At 63.8% G+C, this 15563-nt stretch carries 16 protein-coding genes; 15 read left to right on the forward strand and 1 reads right to left on the reverse strand.

Annotated features, from left to right (window positions below):
* The first annotated feature begins 180 nt into the window (after window positions 1–180).
* From ACROSR_RS03850 to ppk2, 7 genes are all read left to right on the forward strand, one after another.
* Window positions 181–1008 carry an FkbM family methyltransferase gene (locus ACROSR_RS03850; protein WP_432682450.1) on the forward strand — a complete coding sequence of 276 codons (828 nt, stop codon included), beginning with the start codon at window positions 181–183 and terminating at the stop codon, window positions 1006–1008.
* Window positions 1005–1904 (forward strand): DMT family transporter, encoded by a 900-nt coding sequence (locus ACROSR_RS03855; protein WP_432682489.1) that lies wholly within the window; start codon window positions 1005–1007, stop codon window positions 1902–1904. The genes ACROSR_RS03850 and ACROSR_RS03855 overlap by 4 nt, the downstream gene beginning before the upstream one ends.
* A 148-nt stretch (window positions 1905–2052) precedes the next feature.
* Window positions 2053–3144, forward strand: a complete 1092-nt coding sequence (locus tag ACROSR_RS03860; RefSeq protein ID WP_432682451.1) for an OmpP1/FadL family transporter — start codon at window positions 2053–2055, stop codon at window positions 3142–3144.
* Window positions 3145–3269: 125 nt separating this feature from the next.
* Window positions 3270–4142: an ATPase gene (locus ACROSR_RS03865; protein WP_432682452.1), complete on the forward strand. Its 873-nt coding sequence runs from the start codon at window positions 3270–3272 to the stop codon at window positions 4140–4142.
* Window positions 4143–4169: 27 nt separating this feature from the next.
* Window positions 4170–5093, forward strand: coding sequence for a homoserine O-acetyltransferase MetA (gene metA, locus ACROSR_RS03870; RefSeq protein ID WP_432682453.1), 924 nt, complete (start codon window positions 4170–4172; stop codon window positions 5091–5093).
* Window positions 5077–6057: an alpha/beta fold hydrolase gene (locus ACROSR_RS03875; RefSeq protein ID WP_432682454.1), complete on the forward strand. Its 981-nt coding sequence runs from the start codon at window positions 5077–5079 to the stop codon at window positions 6055–6057. The genes metA and ACROSR_RS03875 overlap by 17 nt, the downstream gene beginning before the upstream one ends.
* 38 nt (window positions 6058–6095) lie before the next feature.
* Window positions 6096–6965 (forward strand): polyphosphate kinase 2, encoded by an 870-nt coding sequence (ppk2, locus tag ACROSR_RS03880; RefSeq protein ID WP_432682455.1) that lies wholly within the window; start codon window positions 6096–6098, stop codon window positions 6963–6965.
* Between the two features lie 3 nt (window positions 6966–6968).
* Here ppk2 and truA read toward each other — a convergent pair whose 3' ends face one another.
* Window positions 6969–7742: a tRNA pseudouridine(38-40) synthase TruA gene (truA, locus tag ACROSR_RS03885; RefSeq protein WP_432682456.1), complete on the reverse strand. Its 774-nt coding sequence runs from the start codon at window positions 7740–7742 to the stop codon at window positions 6969–6971.
* 134 nt (window positions 7743–7876) lie between these two features.
* Between truA and ACROSR_RS03890 the strand changes: the two genes are divergently transcribed.
* The 8 genes from ACROSR_RS03890 to mmsB all read left to right on the forward strand — a co-directional run bounded on the left by ACROSR_RS03890 (window position 7877) and on the right by mmsB (window position 15498).
* A complete protein-coding gene (locus ACROSR_RS03890) occupies window positions 7877–8713 on the forward strand; it encodes a sulfite exporter TauE/SafE family protein (RefSeq protein WP_432682457.1) in 837 nt (278 codons plus the stop codon).
* Entirely contained in the window at window positions 8707–9498 is a 792-nt protein-coding gene (locus ACROSR_RS03895) for a phytanoyl-CoA dioxygenase family protein (protein WP_432682458.1), read from the forward strand. The genes ACROSR_RS03890 and ACROSR_RS03895 overlap by 7 nt, the downstream gene beginning before the upstream one ends.
* A gap of 310 nt (window positions 9499–9808) precedes the next feature.
* Entirely contained in the window at window positions 9809–10243 is a 435-nt protein-coding gene (locus tag ACROSR_RS03900; RefSeq protein WP_432682459.1) for a universal stress protein, read from the forward strand.
* A gap of 28 nt (window positions 10244–10271) precedes the next feature.
* Entirely contained in the window at window positions 10272–11828 is a 1557-nt protein-coding gene (locus tag ACROSR_RS03905; RefSeq protein ID WP_432682460.1) for an alanine/glycine:cation symporter family protein, read from the forward strand.
* 130 nt (window positions 11829–11958) lie between these two features.
* A complete protein-coding gene (locus ACROSR_RS03910) occupies window positions 11959–12243 on the forward strand; it encodes a sll1863 family stress response protein (protein ID WP_432682461.1) in 285 nt (94 codons plus the stop codon).
* Between the two features lie 194 nt (window positions 12244–12437).
* The gene (locus ACROSR_RS03915) at window positions 12438–13580 is read left to right on the forward strand and encodes an acyl-CoA dehydrogenase family protein (protein ID WP_432682462.1); all 1143 of its coding nucleotides are present in this window, start codon (window positions 12438–12440) and stop codon (window positions 13578–13580) included.
* Window positions 13577–14629 (forward strand): enoyl-CoA hydratase/isomerase family protein, encoded by a 1053-nt coding sequence (locus ACROSR_RS03920; protein ID WP_432682463.1) that lies wholly within the window; start codon window positions 13577–13579, stop codon window positions 14627–14629. The genes ACROSR_RS03915 and ACROSR_RS03920 overlap by 4 nt, the downstream gene beginning before the upstream one ends.
* Complete coding sequence (gene mmsB, locus ACROSR_RS03925) at window positions 14626–15498, forward strand: 3-hydroxyisobutyrate dehydrogenase (protein ID WP_432682464.1); 873 nt, start codon at window positions 14626–14628, stop codon at window positions 15496–15498. The genes ACROSR_RS03920 and mmsB overlap by 4 nt, the downstream gene beginning before the upstream one ends.
* Window positions 15499–15563 lie beyond the last annotated feature (65 nt).

Below are 15563 nucleotides of genomic sequence, written 5' to 3' on the forward strand. Positions count from 1 at the left end.
CGGCTGACATGTCCGGGTTCGGTCGGTACGCGGCTCGCACCGGCTTGGAAACGCCCCGTGCCCGTGAGGGCGGGTTGTGGTCAAACCCGCTATCCGCCGCCCGTAATGTCAAGATCAGCAATGATTTGACCGCGCGCCCATCGGACCCGATCATGTGAACAGTGAAAGCGCGGGGCGCCCATGACCCTCAAGGACTGGATCATCAGCCGAAAAAAGGCCAAGGCCGCGCGTGATTTCGCGCGCGGAAAGATCGTGCAACGGAGTGTCGCCGATCACGCAGTGCAGACATTCGCCGCCGAGATGCGCGCCAGCATCGCGCCTGTGCCCCTGATCCGGGTCGGTGGAGACGGTGACGGGGGCTACCTGCTGGCAGATGACATGGACGGCGTGCGGCACTGCTTTTCGCCGGGCGTCTCGGTCACTGCCGATTTCGAAGCCGACATCGCGCGGACCTACGGGATAAGGTCCTTTCTGGCGGATGCCAGCGTGGACAATCCGCCGATCGACAATCCACTCTTCGACTTCGACAAGAGATTTCTTGGCGCCTTTTGCGATCAAACCTTTACCACGCTTGACGCTTGGGTCGGTGACAAGCTTGGCGACACGGCCGACGATGACCTGCTGTTGCAGATGGATATCGAGGGCGGGGAATTCGACGTGCTGATCGAAAGCGACTCTACGCTGCTGCGTCGCTTCCGGATGATGGTGATCGAGTTTCACGGCATGGAGCGCATCTTTGAGCACCACAGCCTGCCGTTGCTGCGCGCTCTCTTTGCGAAGCTGCATCATGATTTTGCCATCGTGCACATGCATGCCAACAATTGTTGTGGTCTTGCACGGTGCCGGGATGTTGCCATTCCACGCGTATTCGAGATCACCTATTTGCGGCGTGACCGGGTGGCGCGGTTCGCGAAAGACGGGCGCATCACCATTCCGCATCCGCTGGACCGCAGGAACGTGGCCGAATACGACGACCTCGAGATGCCGCGGGTCTGGTGGCACAGCTGAATGACGCAGGCGCCCGCCCCCCGCGTGGTGATCCGGCGGCGGTCCTGCGGGCCGCGCTGTGGATGCTGGGCGCGGTAGTGTCGTTTTCCTCGATGGCGGTGGCGGGGCGCGCTGTCAGCTTCGAACTCGATACCTTCGAGATCATGATGTATCGCAGCGTAGTCGGGTTCATCCTCGTGCTGGCGGTGTCGCGGATCACCGGCCATGCGCGCGGTATCACGATGCGGTCGCCTGGCCTGCACCTGATCCGCAATCTCAGCCATTTCACCGGGCAGAACCTTTGGTTCTACGCCATCACGATGATTCCGCTGGCGCAGGTCTTCGCGCTGGAATTCACCTCGCCGCTGTGGGTGCTGGTGCTGTCGCCACTGATCTTGGGCGAGCGGATGACGCGGGTGCGCGCCATTGCCGCCGTCATCGGCTTTTCCGGCATCCTGATCGTCGCGCGCCCCGGCCCCGAAACAATCAATGCAGGCACGCTGGCCGCGGCGGCGGCGGCGCTCGGCTTTGCCGGGTCGATCCTTGCCACCAAACGGCTGACGCGGACCGAGACACTGACCTGCATCCTGTTCTGGATGACGCTAACACAGATCGTGTTCGGCCTCGTCTGCGCGGGCCTTGACGGCGACATCGCCCTGCCCTCGGCCGTCTCGATCCCGTGGCTGTTCGTGATCGGCTGTGCCGGGCTGATGGCGCATGTCTGCCTGACCACCGCGCTGTCCATCGCGCCCGCCACGTTGATCACCCCGGTGGATTTCCTGCGTCTGCCGCTGATCGCGGTGATCGGCCTGCTGGTGTACGGCGAGGCGATCGACGCGCTGGTCCTGATCGGCGCCGCGGTGATCTTCGGGGCCAATTACCTCAACCTCTGGCACGAGACACGACACCGGGGATGAGTCCCCTGTCATTACCGCTGTCACTACCGCGGAAAGTGTGTCCGTTACGCCACCGTCAAACGTCATGCTGTCCGTGACGCGGCGTCAAAGATTGACCCCGAGAGATGTCACCGTAGGCTGCACTGACGTTTTCCGGAGGAGAGACCCCATGAAGCAACTCGCACTCGTCGCCACGGCAATCGCGGCAGCAAGCGGCACCGCGCACGCCGGCGGCCTGGATCGCAGCGGAACCCCGATCGGTATCATTTTCGAGACGGGCAACTACGCAGAGTTGTCCTACGGATACACCGATCCGTCGCTGACCGGCATTGATGCAATTGGCACGCCGATCCGGAACATCGCCAGTACCTTCGGCATCGTCGGTGCGGGCCTGAAGCTTGACGTCAGCGAGACGGTCTCGCTTGCCTTCATCCTCGACCAACCCTACGGTGTGGATGTGGAATACGGTCCGGAAACCCCTGTGCTGGGGGGCACGCTTGCGGATGCCGAAAGTTACGGGCTGACCACGCTGGTGCGCTACAAGGCGACGGACCGGATATCGGTCTATGGCGGGCCGCGCTTTGTGCGGGCCGAAGGCCAGGTCAACCTCGGGGGCCTCGCTTATGGTCCAGCTAACGGCTATCGATCGAATTACGCCTCGGATACCGGCACCGGCTACGTGATCGGCGCCGCCTACGAGATCCCCGATATCGCCTTTCGCGCGGCGCTGACGTACCATTCTGAAATCGACCTTGCATTCAACACCACGGAAACATTTCCGAACGGTTTTACCCCACCTAGCGGCATCACCAACACCACGCTGCCGCAGACGATCAAGCTTGCCGTGCAGTCGGGCATCGCGGAAGACACGCTCGCCTTCGGCTCCATTCGATGGGCCGACCACTCGGAATTTTCGCTCGTGCCCCCAGTATTTCAGACCAACCTCGCCGATCTGGACAACACCACGACCTACGAGCTTGGCGTCGGACGGCGGTTCACCGAACGGTTCTCGGCGCGGACGTCGGTGATCTACGAAGATGGCGGATCGGATGATCTGGTCTCGCCGCTTGCCCCCACAAACGGGTTCACCGCGCTGACCGTTGGCGGGCAGTATCAGGTGACCGAGGCGGTCGATATCTCGGGCGGGATACGCTACACTTGGCTCAAGGACGCGCGGCCGCAGACCGGCGGCGCGCCGCGCGGCTCATTTCGCAACAACGATGCGCTGAGCCTCGGTGTCAAACTGGGCGTGAGGTTCTGAAACACCGCCCCCGGAAATCGCGACCCTGTTCCCGAAAGGGGGCAGGGTTTTTTCGTGTCGCGCCGGGTTTGGTGTTTGACGCCCTCGTGCGGGGTTTGTAGCACCACCGCAAAAGGGGACACACGATGATCTATGACACCGCGCAGGAATGGCGCGAGGCGGCCCAAAAGCGTGTGCTGTTCTACGGCATGTCCGGTCTTGGCAAGACGCATCTTGCGACCTTGCTGCGGGATCAGGGGGATTGGTTCCATTATTCCATCGATTACCGTATCGGCACCCGCTACATGGGCGAGCTGATCGTCGACAACGCCAAGGCGCATGCCATGCAGGTGCCGTTCCTGCGCGAGCTGCTGCTGTCGGATTCGATCTATATCGGCTCCAACATCTCGTTTCACAATCTCGCACCCGTTTCGACCTATCTGGGCAAGCCTGGCGACCCGGCCAAGGGCGGCATGCCGATCGACGAATACCGCCGCCGGCAGGACCAGTTCCGCCGCGCCGAGATCAACGCGCTTAGGGATACCGGCTATTTCATCGAGCGCAGCCAACGGCTTTACGGCTATCCGCATTTCGTCTGCGATACCGGCGGGTCGATCTGCGAGTGGGTGGACGGTGACGATCCTGACGACCCGATCCTGACGGAGTTGTCGGCGCACTGCCTGCTGGTGCATATCGAAGGCTCCGAGGCACACACGGCCGAGCTGATCCGCCGCTTTGACCGCGCGCCCAAGCCGATGGCCTATCAGCCGGAATTCCTCGATGCCGCCTGGGACGAATATCTGCGCGAAAACAACTGCGCCGCCGACGAGGTCGATCCCGACAGCTTCATCAGGGCGACGTACGCGCGGGCATTGGCGCACCGGCACCCGCGATACCGCGCAATGGTGCCCTGGGGCGTCAGCATCACCGCCGACGAGGTGGCGTCGGTCCACACAAAAGCCGATTTTGAACACTTGATCGCCATTGCCCTCGAGCGTCGCCAACCGATATCTAGCTGACGCCGTCGCGCCAAGGATACACGCCCCATGCCGATCAAGATGCCTGCCAACCTGCCCGCCTATGACGTGCTGACGCGCGAGGGCGTGATGGTCATGGACCCCGATCAGGCCGCGCGGCAGGATATCCGGCCGCTGCGCATCGGCCTGCTCAACCTGATGCCGAAAAAGATCCAGACGGAAAACCAGTTCGCCCGCCTGATCGGGGCCACGCCGTTGCAGATCGAATTCGACCTCATCCGCATGTCAGAGCATCAGACCCGCAACACCGCCGCCGAACACATGGAAAGCTTCTACCGCCCGTTCGAGGACATCGCGGCGACCGGCAACAAGTATGACGGGCTCATCATTACCGGCGCCCCGATCGAGCATCTTGCGTTCGACGCCGTCACCTACTGGGACGAGTTGCGCCGCGTCTTCGAGTGGACGCAAACCCATGTGCATTCGACGTTCGGCGTCTGTTGGGGCGGAATGGCGATGATCAATCATTTTCATGGCGTGCAAAAGCACATGCTGGACCATAAGGCCTTTGGCTGTTTCCGGCATCGCAACATGGCCCCGGCGTCGCCCTATCTGCGCGGCTTTTCGGATGATTGCGTGATCCCCGTCAGCCGCTGGACCGAGATGCGGCGCCCCGAGATCGAGACCGTGCCGGGCCTGCGCATCCTTCTGGACAGCACCGAGGTCGGGCCCTGCCTCGTCGAGGACCCGAAGCATCGCGCGATCTACATATTCAATCACTTCGAATATGACACCGATACGCTGAAGCAGGAATACGACCGCGACGTCACCGCCGACGCAGAGATCACGCTACCGTTGAACTACTACCCCGACGACGACCCTGCCCGCCCCCCTCAGAACCGGTGGCGCAGCCATGCGCATCTGCTCTACGGCAACTGGATCAACCAGATCTACCAGACCACACCGTTCGACATGCATGCCATTGGCCTTTAAGTCCTTGACCCTTCTCGTCCTCGTCGCGGCTTGTGTCTGGGGCTGGACGCAGCATCGCGCGCGACTGCACGAGGCGCGGGCCGAGGCGGCCTATCCCCCCGAGGGCCGTATCGTGACCGTGGACGGCCACAGGGTGCACGGTGTCGTCATGGGCGGGGACGCGGGCGACGTCCCCGATCTGGTGCTCATCCACGGGGCATCGGGCAACACGCGCGACATGACCTTTTCTCTGGCGCCACGGCTGGCCGGGGATTTCCGGGTGATCGTGCTGGACCGACCCGGTCTCGGCTATACCGACAGGATCAATCGCACCGGTGCCACGGTGGTCCAGCAGGCAGAGCTGTTGCAAAAGGCGGCCGCGCAACTGGGCGCCGACAGGCCCATCGTCCTTGGCCACAGTTACGGCGGCGCGGTCGCGCTTGCCTGGGCGGTAACGCGCCCCGATCACATCGCGGCCCTCGTGGACGTCTCCGGTGCCGCCAAACCGTGGGAGGGCGGGATTTCGACCTATTATCGCGTGCTGTCGAACCCGATCCTCGGCCCGCTGGTGATCCCGTTCATAACCGCCTACGTCGATGACCGCCGCGTCGAAGAGGCCGTGGGCCGCATCTTTACCCCGCAAGACCCGCCCGAGGGCTATCTTGACCATGTCGGCGCGGGATTGACCCTGCGGCGGGACAGCCTGCGCGCGAACGCCCTGCAGCGCGCCAACCTGCTGGGCGAGATCGAGGCGCTGCACACCCGCTACGGCGAAATATCCGTCCCCGTGGAAATCCTCCACGGCACCGAGGATACGACGGTGGGTTTGTCGATCCACTCGATCCCGCTGGCCGATCAGATCGCGGGCGCACATCTGACGCCGCTCGACGGGATCGGCCACATGCCACAGCACGCGGACGAGGACGCGGTTGTCGCCGCCATCCAGCGCGCCGCGGCCCGCGCCGGATTGCGCGACGCCGACTGACCGGCCATACTGCCCTGTGAACGGTGAAGGTGTACGGCATGGAATTGCCTTTTGACGGCGCGATCAGCGCCTACTTCCAGACCGAAGCCCCCGCCGAGGTGCGCGACGCCATACGTCGCGCCGAACGGGACGATGTGCTGAACCCGGCCTTTCCTTATTCCAGCCTCATGTCCAAGAAGATCTATCAGCAGGATCTGCACGCGTTGCAGATCGAACTTGTCAAGCTGCGGCACTGGGCGCGGCAAACCGGCACCCGGATCGCAATCCTGTTCGAAGGCCGCGACGCCGCCGGGAAAGGCGGGACCATCGACCGGTTCCGCGCGCATCTCAACCCGCGCGGCGCGCGGGTCGTCGCGCTGCCAAGACCTTCGGACGTCGAAGCGACGCAATGGTATTTCCAGCGATATATCAACCACCTGCCCGCAAGCGGCGAGATCGTGTTCTATGATCGCAGCTGGTACAACCGGGGCGTGGTCGAACATGTCTTCGACTTCTGCACCCCCGACGAGCGCGAGCATCTTTTCGCACAGGTCCCCGATTTCGAGCGGATGCTGGTGCATGAGGGGATCATCCTGTTCAAGTTCTGGCTTGATGTCGGACGGGCCGAACAGTTGCGCCGTTTTCTCGACCGCGAGAGAGATCCGCTCAAGCAGTGGAAGCTTAGCTGGATCGACGTCGAGGGCCTGCGCAGATGGCAGGCCTACAGCACCGCGATAGGCGAGACGCTGATGCGCAGCCAGTCCGATCACGCGCCCTGGACCGTCATCCGGTCCGATGACAAGCGTCGCGCAAGGCTGGCCGCGATCCGCCAGGTTCTCGCCTGCATGGACTACACAAGGAAAGACGTGCGCGCGATCGGTCCCTTGGACAGATCCATCGCGGCCGGCCCGGAGATCTGGACCGGTTGATCGTCAAGACCCCGCAAAGGGGTCCGGGGCGTAGACGACGCCCGCGAGGTACAGCCCGTGCGGCGGGGCGACCGGACCGCACGCGGTACGATCGCGCGCGCGCAACGCCACGCCGACCTGCTCGGGCGACCACGCGCCCGTGCCCACACGTTCCAGTGTGCCGACGAAACTGCGCACCTGGCTGTGCAGAAAAGAGCGCGCGGCGAGATGAAAATGGATCTCGGGACCGGTCGAGGTTTCGACCGGCGTGATCTCCAGCCGGTCAAGCGTCTTCATCGGGCTGGCGGCCTGACAGATCGACGCGCGAAAGGTGGTGAAATCGTGATGGCCCAGCAAATGCGCGGCACCCGCCCGCATCGCCGCGACATCAAGATCGCGCTTTACCTGCCAGACGCGGCCGGCCTCGATGGTCGGTGGCGCGCGGCGGGTTGTCACGCGAAAGAGATAGCGCCGCCCCGTGGCCGAGAACCGCGCGTGCCAGTCATCCGCCACCCTTGCACAAGCGGTGATCGCCACCGGATCGGGTTTGAGATGGTAATTCAGCGCTTCGGCAAGGCGGTAGGGCTGCCATTCGCGCAGCAGGTCGCAATGCGCCACCTGCGCCAGCGCATGAACCCCCGCATCGGTGCGGCCCGCCGCCGCGATGCGGTGTGGCCCCGCCTCCAACCGGGCGAGCGCCGCCTCGATGGCCCCCTGCACCGACGGATGATCGGTCTGCCGTTGCCAGCCGGAAAAGGGTGCGCCGTTATATTCGACCTGAAGGGCGTAGCGGGGCATGGGGCCTGCCGGTAGGTTGTCTGCGGCTCCTTATTCACGGATCGGATGGGCCGGGGCAAGCCGAAACCGTGCGCGGCTTTTCCTTTGTGACGGCGCAGTGTAAGCCGACGCGTATTCAAACGCGGAGCATACGCATGGCCATTCCCCTTCCCGACACCACCCTCTTGCTGCAGATGCTGGGCTTGCTTCTGGTCATCGGCGCCGTCGCCGGGGTTCTCGCGGGCCTGCTTGGCGTCGGCGGCGGAATCGTTCTGGTCCCGGCCTTCTTCTACGCCTTCCAGACGCTCGGCTATGACGGGCCGCAACTCATGCAGATGTGCCTTGCGACCTCGCTGGCCACGATCATCGTGACCTCCGTGCGATCGGTTCTGAGCCATCATCGCAAGGGGGCCGTGGACTGGGCGATCCTGCGCGGATGGGCGCCGGGAATCGCGGTCGGGGCGATCCTTGGCGTGTTGGTGGCGGCCAGCCTGCGATCAACCACGCTTCAAGGGCTTTTCGGCGTCCTCGGGTTGGTCATCGGGCTGTATCTGGGTTTTGGCCGTGCGCATTGGCGGCTTGGCGCCGAGATGCCGAAGGGCGCGACCCGCGCGCTGGTATCGCCCTTCATGGGCTTTCTGTCGGTGCTAATGGGGATCGGCGGCGGCAGTTTCGGCGTCCCCCTGATGAGCCTTTATGCCGTGCCGATCCACCGTGCGGTGGCCACGGCGGCGGGCTTTGGCCTGACGATTGCGGTGCCGTCGGTGGCGGGGTTCCTGTTTCTCGAGATAGCGCCCGAAAACCGCCCGCCGCTCACCTTCGGCGCGGTCAACCTCGTGGCATTCACCGTGGTCATCGCGATGACCCTCGTCACCGCGCCATGGGGCGTGCGACTGGCGCATGCGATGGACCCGAAGCCGCTGAAACGCGTGTTCGCGCTGTTCATCACGGCGGTGGCGCTCAATATGCTGCGCAAGTCGGTCGGATGGTAGCGGACCTGCTGCAAAAAGGCTGGGCGCGTTTCCCGTCAGAGCCGGACCTGCTGGATTGGGCGACCAAGGCGCGCGCCGCCGCCCTCGCGCGCATGGCCGATCCGGCACAGCGTGCGCAGTGGTTGCAATGCGAGGGCACGTGGTTCGTCGGCGTCGACACGTTGCCCAATGACGCGCAAGGCCGGGTCGCGTCCTCGGCACCGCTTGGCGGCGCGGCGCTTGACGCGGCCCATGCGCTTTACGGGGGTCTGCCGCTGCACCCCGGTCAGGTCTCGGTGGTCTATCCGGGCTATCCCCGCCCCAGGGCCGGCGAGTCCGAGACCGCGTTCGGCTACCGGCGCAACAGGGATGCCGCGCATGTCGATGGGCTGTTGCCGGTCGGGCCGGCCAGACGGCGGATGCTGCGCGAGCGTCACGGCTTCATTCTCGGCCTGCCACTGACAGACGCCGACGCCGCGGCAGGCCCGCTGGTGGTCTGGGAAGGCAGTCATCACATTATGCGCGAGGCTTTCGAGACGGTGCTTGGCGGCCTCGACCCGGCAGGCTGGGGCGACGTCGACGTGACGGATGTCTACCGCGCCGCCCGCCGCGAGGTCTTCGCGACATGCCCGCGCGTCACCGTGCATGGCCCGCCCGGCACGGCCTATCTGGTGCACCGTCTTGCCCTGCACGGTGTCGCCCCCTGGGGCACCGATGCCCGCGCCCCGACCGAAGGACGCATGGTGGCCTATTTCCGGCCACAGTTCAGGGATAACGCGCAGGACGCCTGGTTGCGCCTGCCGTGACGGCGCGAACACGGGCCGCCGGTTCCGACGCCCGTTTGCCACGACCGGACAGGCAGGCGGCCACCGGCGACAGCCGTCCGTCGCGACCACTTTCATGCGCAACCCGGACCGCGACCGACAGGCGCAACCCTTGGGCGCGCGATGCACAATTGCCTTATTTTCGCAAAACGGCCCTGCGAATGGCTGTTTCCGGCGTAAAAGTCGCGCAAATCCGTGTTTTGAGAAGACCGGCATCATTCCCTTTGCTAGCTTTGCGTATCGGGCACGGTGACTCGCTCCCGATCAAGCAACCAACAAGGGAGAATTCGCGATGTCTGGAAATTTCGTCGTCGGCTACGACGGCAGCGTGGCCGCGCGCCGCGCACTGGAATTCGCCGTGGAGCGCGTGCGCGCGCAGGGCGGCACGATCGTGCTGGCCCATGTGCTGGAATGGTCGCCCTATTCGTTCTTGACGCCTGCCGAACTGGAAGAGCGGCACAAACGCCGACGCGAGGAAATGGAGCGCGCCCGCGACGCCATCACCTCTACCGTCGTGGCAGAGCTCAAGGATGCGGGCATCGAGGTCGAGACCGAGATCCGCTACGGCAAGACCGCCGACATCCTGAGCCGCGTCGCGAAGGAAAAGGATGCGGTGCAGATCATCATCGGACGCGACGGTCAATCGGCGCTTGGTGCACGGGTCTTCGGGTCTGTGGCGGGGGCCCTTGTGCAGACGGCACCCGTGCCCTGCACCATCGTGCCATGATCAGGAACTGAAAACAGGGATAAAAATAATGAAAAACCTTTCATTTTCCGCGGCGATCGCCGCGGTCGGGACGATGCTCGGCAGTGTGCCGGCCTGCGCACAGGACCAGGCCATGTCGCTCGATGACCGGGTCAATCAGATCTTCGCGGACTCGACGGGCTGGTTTGTCAGCCTGATCTTTTCCAACTTCCCCGGAACGGCCTTTCCGTGGATCGTCGGATGGCTGGTCGTCGGGGCCGTGGTTTTCACCATCTATTTCGGCTTTATCCAGTTCCGCGTGATCGGGCACTCCATCGCCCTGGTCAGGGGGGATTACTCCGATCCCAACGATGCCGGTGAGGTCAGCCACTTTCAGGCACTGGCCACCGCGCTTTCGGGAACGGTCGGGCTGGGCAACATCGCCGGTGTTGCGGTCGCCATCGGGATCGGCGGGCCGGGCGCGACATTCTGGATGATCCTCGCCGGTCTGATGGGCATGGCCACGAAGTTCACCGAATGCACCCTTGGCGTGAAATACCGCAACGAATACGAGGACGGGCGCGTCTCGGGCGGGCCGATGTATTATCTGACCAAGGGCTTTGCGGAACGCGGACTGCCCGGCGGCCAGATCCTTGCGGTTCTGTTCTCGATCTTCTGTATCCTCGGCGCGCTTGGTGGCGGCAACATGTTTCAGGCCAACCAGGCGCATCAGCAGATCAGCGGCGTTGTCGGGGACTATCCCGGATGGATCACGGGTCTGGTCTTTGCCGGTCTGGTCTTCGCGGTGATCGTCGGCGGGATCAAGTCGATCGCGCGCGTGACCGAGAAGGTCGTGCCGTTCATGGGCATCCTCTACGTCGGCACCGCGCTGATCATCATCGCGATGAACTATCACCTGATCGGTTGGGCCTTCGGGCAGATCTTCGCCGGGGCGTTCACCGGGCTCGGGGTCGCGGGCGGCTTTGTCGGCGCATTGATCCAGGGCTTCAAGCGGGCGGCGTTTTCCAACGAGGCGGGCGTCGGATCGGCGGCGATCGCGCACTCGGCCGTCAGGACGAACGAGCCGATCACCGAAGGCTATGTCGCCCTGCTGGAGCCGTTCATCGACACCGTCATCGTCTGCACGATGACGGCACTGGTGATCATCATCACGCAGCAACTGGTCGTCGATCCGACAAGCGGGCTGTACCTGCTGAACGAGGCGGGCACCGCCGTGCGGACCATCGGCGACACGTCTGGCGTCGGCCTGACCTCGGCCGCGTTCGGCAGCAAGATCAGCTGGTTCCCTTACGTCCTGGCGCTTGCCGTGGTGCTTTTCGCCTTCTCGACGATGATCACCTGGTCCTATTACGGCCTCAAGGCGTGGACCTTCCTCTTCGGCGAAGGCGAGACGAAAGAGCTGGTCTTCAAGGTCATCTTCTGTGTCTTCGTGGTGATCGGTGCCGCCTCGCAGCTTGGACCCGTGATCGACTTTTCGGATGCGGCGATCTTTGCCATGGCGGTGGTCAACATCATCGGGCTGTACTTCCTGATGCCAATCGTCAAACGCGAGCTGACCAGCTACGCAAGCCGTCTGAAATCGGGCGAAATCAAGAAGTTCAACTGACCCGACACAGCGGGATAAACAAGCGGGGGCAGGCCAATCATGGCTTGCCCCTTTTCGCCGCCGCAAAGGCTTCATACCTTTGCGTTATACGACGACAGGAATCCGAAGCAAAGAAAAGGAGACATGCATCATGGACAAGAAGACGTATCAGGAAAAAATGCAGGCCCAACTCGATCAATGGCAGGCGGAAATGGACAAGCTGAAGGCGCAATCGCGCGAAGCCTCCGCCGAAATGCAGACGAAATACCAAGAAGAGATCGAGACCTTGCGCAAGAAGCGCGACGAGATGCAGGCGCAATATGAAAAGGTCCAGGCCTCCAGCGTCGAGGCGTGGGAAGATTTCAAGAAAGGCGCCGATCAAGCCTGGGACAATATGGCCGAGGCCATGAAATCGGCTTGGAACCGGTTCAGCTAGGATCACGTCAGGGGGGCGACGGCGCGCGCCCTTACCCTTGTTTCAAACAGCTTCATTCGCCCCGTGACACGGGGCGATGTCACGGCCTTGCAGGCGACCGCCTGTCGTTTATGCTGCAACGCGGCGCAAATCAGACTTGCAATTTCCAGCCCGAAAGCCTGTAAATCCTGCAACGCAATCAGCAGGAGCCGGTCATGGATTTCGCCCTTTCGGAAGAACAGACGGCCATCTTCGGCATGGCCCACAGTTTCGGTCAGGACCGCATCGCACCGCATGCGCGCGACTGGGAGCGCACCGGCACGATTCCCAAGGATCTATGGCCCGAAATCGCGGCGCTCGGGTTCGGCGGGCTTTACGTCAGCGAGGAGGCGGGCGGCGCAGGACTTTCGCGGCTTGACGCGACGCTGGTCTTCGAGGCGCTGTCGATGGCCTGCCCGTCGGTGGCGGCGTTCCTGTCGATCCACAACATGTGCGCCAAGATGATCGACAATTTCGCCGATGACGCGATGAAGGCGCGCGTACTGCCACGTGCGCTGACGATGGAGACGGTTCTGTCCTACTGCCTGACCGAACCCGGTTCCGGGTCCGATGCCGCAGCCCTCAAGACCCGCGCCGTTCGCACCAATGAAGGCTACACGCTCAACGGGACCAAGGCATTCATTTCTGGCGGGGGATATTCCGACGCGTACATCGTCATGGTTCGCACCGGCGAGGCCGGCTATCGCGGTATCTCAACCGTCTATGTCGAAGACGGGACACCCGGCCTCAGCTTTGGCGGGCTCGAGGACAAGATGGGCTGGCGCAGCCAACCGACCCGACAGGTGAATTTCGACGAGTGCAAGATCACGGCCGGAGACCTCATCGGCGAAGAGGGCAAGGGGTTTTCCTACGCGATGAACGGGCTGGACGGCGGGCGGCTGAACATTGCCGCCTGTTCGCTGGGGGCCGCGCAGCAGGCGCTTGACATGACCGTGGCTTACATGGCCGAACGTCACGCGTTCGGCCAGTCCATCGACCAGTTCCAAGGCCTGCAATTCCGTCTGGCGGACATGGAGATCGACCTGCAGTCGGCCCGCACCTTTCTGCGCCAGGCGGCATGGAAGCTTGATGAAGGCGCCCCCGACGCGACCAAGTTCTGCGCGATGGCGAAAAAGCGCGTGACCGAGACCGGTAGCGCGGTCGTCAACCAATGCCTTCAACTGCATGGCGGCTACGGCTACCTCGCCGACTACGGGATCGAGAAACTGGTCCGCGACCTGCGTGTGCACGAGATCCTCGAAGGCACGAACGAGATCATGCGCCTCATCGTCGCGCGTCAGATGCTGGCGGACAAATGAGCGACGACATCCATATCCGGACAGAAGGCCACGCCGGGCGGATCACCCTGACACGGCCGAAATCGCTCAACGCCCTTTCCTACGAAATGTGTCTGGAGATCGAGACGGCGCTGGATGCGTGGCGGACCGACGATACGGTGGCGCTGGTCGTGATCGACGCGACCGGCGACAAGGCATTTTGCGCAGGCGGCGACGTGCAACAGCTTTACGAACGCGGGCGCGCGGGCGATTTCGCCTTCGGACGCCGGTTCTGGGCCGATGAATACCGTCTCAACGCGAAGATCGCCGAATATCCCAAACCTTATGTCGCGCTGATGCAGGGCTTCGTGATGGGCGGCGGCGTGGGCATTTCCTGTCACGGGTCGCACCGGATCGTCTGCGACAGCACGCGCATCGCCATGCCCGAATGCAGTATCGGGCTGGTCCCGGATGTCGGTGGCTCGTTGTTACTGGCGCGGGCGCCGGGGCGGCTGGGGGAATATCTTGGCACGACCGGCACGCGCATGGGACCGGGCGACGCGATCCATTGCGGTTTCGCCGACACCCATGTGTCCCGTGATGCGTGGGCCGAGATGACCGCGGCGCTCGTCGAGACGGGCGATGCGGACGTGATCGCACGGTACACGACCCCGCCCCCGCCCGGCGGCCTGCGAGACCTTGCGCCGCAGATCGACACGCATTTTCAGGGCGGCACGCTTGGCAAGATCGTGGACTCGCTGCGCGGCGAAGACAGCGACTTTGCGCGCGACACCCTCGCGGACATTCGGCGCAGGTCCCCGCTTTCGATGGCCTGCGCGATAGAGATGATTCACCGGCTGCGCGGTTCGGATGCGGATATTCGCCGAGCGCTCGACCTTGAATACCGCTTTACCTACCGGTCCATGGAACTAGGGGATTTCCTGGAAGGCGTCCGCGCCGCGATCATCGACAAGGATCGCAAACCGGCGTGGCGGCACGATCTGGACAGTCTGCCGGACGAGGATGTGTCACGCATGCTGACGCCACTGAACGATGACGTGCAAATATTCGACGAGGAGGACGCGACATGAAGATCGGATTCATCGGGTTGGGCAACATGGGCGCGCCCATGGCAAGCAATCTGGCAAAGGCTGGCCACACGGTGACAGGTTTCGACACGGCCGGCGTCAAGGTCGACGGAATCACCCCCGCCGCCAGCGCGGCCGAGGCCGCGACCGGCGCGGAGGTGGTCATCACGATGCTGCCCAACGGCCAGATCCTGCGCGCGGTCGCAGACGAGGTGATCCCGGCCATGGACGCAAGTGCCGTGCTTCTGGATTGCTCGACCGTGGATGTCGACAGCGCGCGTGACGTGGCCGCGCAGGCCCTGAAGGCCGGGCTGTCGGCACTTGACGCACCTGTCTCGGGCGGCGTCGGCGGTGCTGCGGGCAGCACGCTGACCTTCATGGTAGGCGGCGACGAGGCGGGCTTCAAGATCGCCTCGGAGCTATTTGATATCATGGGACAAAAGGCCGTGCATTGCGGGCCGGCGGGCAACGGGCAAGCGGCCAAGATCTGCAACAACATGATCCTTGGCGCCACGATGATCGTCACCTGCGAGGCGTTCGCGCTGGCCGACAAGCTGGGACTGTCGCGCGAGGCGATGTTCGATGTCGTCTCGACCTCGTCGGGGTATTCATGGTCGATGAACGCCTATTGTCCCGCGCCGGGGATCGGCCCGAAATCGCCCGCCGACAACGATTACACGCCCGGCTTCGCCGCGGAACTGATGCTCAAGGATCTGACGCTAGCCCAGCAAGCCGCAGAGACGGCGGATGCCGATACGCCGATGGGCCGCGCGGCCCGCGAGCTATATGCGCAATTCGTCGAGAACGAGGGCGGCACCGGGCGCGACTTTTCCGCGATGCTACCGCGATTCGAGACGCGCGGCCGAAGCTAGGGCACCGCGACAGAAAGAAACGGGGCGGCGCATGGCGCCGCCCCGAGACCCGGAAAACTCGTTAC

This window comes from Roseovarius tibetensis (assembly GCF_050896375.1).
GTDB classification, from domain to species: domain Bacteria; phylum Pseudomonadota; class Alphaproteobacteria; order Rhodobacterales; family Rhodobacteraceae; genus Roseovarius; species Roseovarius tibetensis.

Excerpts from the sequence above, each read along its gene's own strand:
- ACROSR_RS03850 (WP_432682450.1), top strand. The coding sequence starts at position 181 with ATGACCCTCAAGGACTGGATCATCAGCCGAAAAAAGGCCAAGGCCGCG.
- mmsB (WP_432682464.1), top strand. The coding sequence starts at position 14,626 with ATGAAGATCGGATTCATCGGGTTGGGCAACATGGGCGCGCCCATGGCA.
- ACROSR_RS03865 (WP_432682452.1), top strand. The coding sequence starts at position 3,270 with ATGATCTATGACACCGCGCAGGAATGGCGCGAGGCGGCCCAAAAGCGT.
- ACROSR_RS03860 (WP_432682451.1), top strand. The coding sequence starts at position 2,053 with ATGAAGCAACTCGCACTCGTCGCCACGGCAATCGCGGCAGCAAGCGGC.
- metA (WP_432682453.1), top strand. The coding sequence starts at position 4,170 with ATGCCGATCAAGATGCCTGCCAACCTGCCCGCCTATGACGTGCTGACG.
- ACROSR_RS03920 (WP_432682463.1), top strand. The coding sequence starts at position 13,577 with ATGAGCGACGACATCCATATCCGGACAGAAGGCCACGCCGGGCGGATC.
- ACROSR_RS03900 (WP_432682459.1), top strand. The coding sequence starts at position 9,809 with ATGTCTGGAAATTTCGTCGTCGGCTACGACGGCAGCGTGGCCGCGCGC.
- ppk2 (WP_432682455.1), top strand. The coding sequence starts at position 6,096 with ATGGAATTGCCTTTTGACGGCGCGATCAGCGCCTACTTCCAGACCGAA.
- ACROSR_RS03905 (WP_432682460.1), top strand. The coding sequence starts at position 10,272 with ATGAAAAACCTTTCATTTTCCGCGGCGATCGCCGCGGTCGGGACGATG.
- ACROSR_RS03915 (WP_432682462.1), top strand. The coding sequence starts at position 12,438 with ATGGATTTCGCCCTTTCGGAAGAACAGACGGCCATCTTCGGCATGGCC.
- ACROSR_RS03875 (WP_432682454.1), top strand. The coding sequence starts at position 5,077 with ATGCCATTGGCCTTTAAGTCCTTGACCCTTCTCGTCCTCGTCGCGGCT.
- truA (WP_432682456.1), bottom strand. The coding sequence starts at position 7,742 with ATGCCCCGCTACGCCCTTCAGGTCGAATATAACGGCGCACCCTTTTCC.
- ACROSR_RS03895 (WP_432682458.1), top strand. The coding sequence starts at position 8,707 with ATGGTAGCGGACCTGCTGCAAAAAGGCTGGGCGCGTTTCCCGTCAGAG.
- ACROSR_RS03910 (WP_432682461.1), top strand. The coding sequence starts at position 11,959 with ATGGACAAGAAGACGTATCAGGAAAAAATGCAGGCCCAACTCGATCAA.
- ACROSR_RS03890 (WP_432682457.1), top strand. The coding sequence starts at position 7,877 with ATGGCCATTCCCCTTCCCGACACCACCCTCTTGCTGCAGATGCTGGGC.